This is a genomic window from Fischerella muscicola PCC 7414 (genome assembly GCF_000317205.1).
Lineage (GTDB): Bacteria > Cyanobacteriota > Cyanobacteriia > Cyanobacteriales > Nostocaceae > Fischerella > Fischerella muscicola.
Genome location: NZ_AJLK01000209.1, coordinates 1 through 2,730, shown reverse-complemented (window position 1 = coordinate 2,730; position 2,730 = coordinate 1). Strand labels below are relative to the sequence as shown.

Below are 2,730 nucleotides of genomic sequence, written 5' to 3'. Positions count from 1 at the left end.
ACTACCTACCGTCTAAATCAAAGGATAATACCTGAATGATGCAAAATTGGAAGCAATGTTAAAAAAATTGTTTCATAAAATATTAGGATAGCCATACAATATTTTATTTAGTGCTTTGAAAAATGACGTATTAAGTAATACAACACAGCAATATTTATTAAAAAAACTATTATTTTAAGTCTAGATATTCCTTTAATTAATTCATAGATTTCGGGAGGGATACTAATACTAACTAAGCCAATAACTAAAATTTTTGCCCAGGTTCTTTCATACCACAAGCCAATAGCTTCAATAGCTGTTACAATTGCATATATTCCAGTGGATATACCGCTAATTTTTAATGTTTGTGGTTTGATATTGATAATTTTCCCCAGTACCCATTCAATAATTTCGCGTTTACCTTCTAATACATATGACTCAGAAAATGTTACTAAAGTGTCATGCTTTTTCAAGGCTAAAAGTAAAACGATAGATGTAGCTGTAAGAAGTAGAGCAACGAAGCCTTTATAAATAACAATTGCTATTAAACCTGGAGGACGTTTCTTCATCATTAAATTTTCCTTACTTGTGCGTTCATCGCTTACGGAACGCTAAATAATGCGGTAGTTTGCGAAAAATAAGACCAGCTAATGGATAAGATGGTCTTGGTAGTATGATGTTACCTACTTGGGAATTAAATAGATAAGTTGAACTACCACCATCAATGGTGATAATGTCACCTTTTACGCCCATTTTACGTAATCATTCGGCGGCTGCATCTAATGTGGCTCCCTTCACAGTCAAAATCAACAGTAACTCATCACAATTCACTCCATCCCTATTAAGTATGCCAATGACATGGTATCTATTGACTTGATTATGGGCTAATACTTTTGCCGGATGGTCACTGTATTGATAAGTGACTATAGCATTTTGAACGTTGGTTTGATTCAGAGGTGCGCCGCTAACTGGTTCATAATCTGTAATATAGACGTGCTTCTTATCCCAAACCAAAGCTTTTAGACAAACTTGGCTGTAGAACTCATGTTTTGGTTTGCTGATAAGTCCGTAAGGGCTATTACCAGCAGTGATAATTTTACCATTAAGTTTGATAGGAAAAGATAGTTGTGTACTCGGTTTATATTGCTCAAAAAAAGCACAGTTGATAATAGAAAAAATTTGGTTTTTGTACAGTTGTTTATATTCCTTTGTTATTTCAGAAAATAACTTCATTTTAAAGAATAGACTGTAATAGTTACCTTCGCCATGATAGTATTTACCCTGGTCGAAACCAATATTAGCTACTTCGCCTACAAGTTGGTCAATTTGGATTTTGCTCAGGTCAATCATTTGTAGATAGGCTTGATTGCCATTAATAAGTGTAGTTTGATATAAACCAGCACCGTCTATGACATGAAGAGGCTGATAATCGGAATATGAAATTAATTTTCTGGCAGTAACACAGCTATTGGTAGTATTAAATATACTAAGGAGATGAGAAAAAGCAAATATCTTGCTTGTCAGTTTTGTAGCTGAAGTATTCATGATTTGGATGACTTGAATATATATTTTTGTTCTTTGTGCTTTCAATATATTTAGTAAATGTCAAGAATTAGAGAAGATTTGTTATAAAAAATGACTTATATCGCAGTGTTAAGTAGAAGACATAAGGATTTTTTCATAAATAGGTTTTTTGGTCAGTATTATACATTTATCTTTACCTGCTTAATTACTCTAAAAAAGAAGGGATGGAAATACTATCCATCCCTTGTAGTTAAAGTTAACAATCGACCTCACAGTTTAATCAAAATGTTCTCTAAGGGCTTTGACATAAGCCGCATCAGCATCACTAAGGTTGTCAAGCTCGGTTTCAGACAAAATGTCTAAAGCCATTGAGTTAGGTTCAGGATTGAATTTACCAGTTGCTGCTAGAACTGACACATCTGGACTTGCTATTAATCCAAAACTAGCAAAAATCAAAACAGGAATTGAACGGGTAATAGAGAAATACTTGTCCATAGTTTTCAAGTGATTTTTATTTAATATTTTCAAAATAGCAAGCGATTGTGATAATCCTGTGTTGAATTGATTTCAATCGTTTGTGATTTATCAATAATATGCACGAACAAGTAGAAAATAAATAAGTATGTTGCCAATCTGCTTTTTGATAGCTAAATCGGGTCATCTTCAAATTTATAGCCAACACCAGTAACTGTTTTGATAAAAATAGGATTTGCCGAATCAGGCTCAATTTTTTTCCGCAACCGAGCTACAAGTGTATCGACTACTCGTTCATCACCACAAAATTCACAACCCCACAATTTATCAATTAGTTGAGTGCGATTCCAAACTCGATTGGGATAGCGAACAAAAGCAGTTAGTAAGTTAAATTCCAAGTTTGTTAAGTCTATTATTTCTGAAAAATTAGGGTTCATTTGACGCAAAGCAGAGTGTTGCTCTATATCGAGCAGAAAATGTTGGGTACGGTAAATTTGATGTTGCTCTGGTTGACGCAAGCTAAGTCGCAGAAGTGCTCGAACTCTAGCAACTAACTCTCTAGGACTAAAGGGTTTGACTAAGTAATCATCAGCACCAGTGGACAAACCAATAACACGATCTATCTCCTCACTCTTTCCACTCAGCATTAAGATATAGGGGTTGTTTGCACCCGGTTTTTGCCGAATTCTGGCACATAGCTCCAGTCCATCCAGACCAGGAATCATTAAGTCGAGAATGACTAAGTCTGGTTGC

The 2,730-nt window shown here is 34.7% G+C and carries 4 protein-coding genes; all 4 read right to left on the bottom strand.

Annotated elements, in window-relative coordinates:
- Positions 1-107 precede the first annotated feature (107 nt).
- Positions 108-551, bottom strand: a complete 444-nt coding sequence (locus tag UYI_RS0131225; protein WP_026086293.1) for a DUF2127 domain-containing protein — start codon at positions 549-551, stop codon at positions 108-110.
- A 190-nt stretch (positions 552-741) separates the two neighbouring features.
- On the bottom strand, positions 742-1,524 hold the full coding sequence (locus tag UYI_RS33890) for a hypothetical protein (protein ID WP_016870620.1): 783 nt from the start codon (positions 1,522-1,524) through the stop codon (positions 742-744).
- Positions 1,525-1,779: 255 nt separating this feature from the next.
- The gene (locus UYI_RS0131215) at positions 1,780-1,998 is read right to left on the bottom strand and encodes a hypothetical protein (protein ID WP_016870619.1); all 219 of its coding nucleotides are present in this window, start codon (positions 1,996-1,998) and stop codon (positions 1,780-1,782) included.
- A 152-nt stretch (positions 1,999-2,150) separates the two neighbouring features.
- The coding region (locus UYI_RS0131210) for a response regulator transcription factor (protein WP_016870618.1) at positions 2,151-2,730 on the bottom strand (580 nt) is incomplete at its 5' end.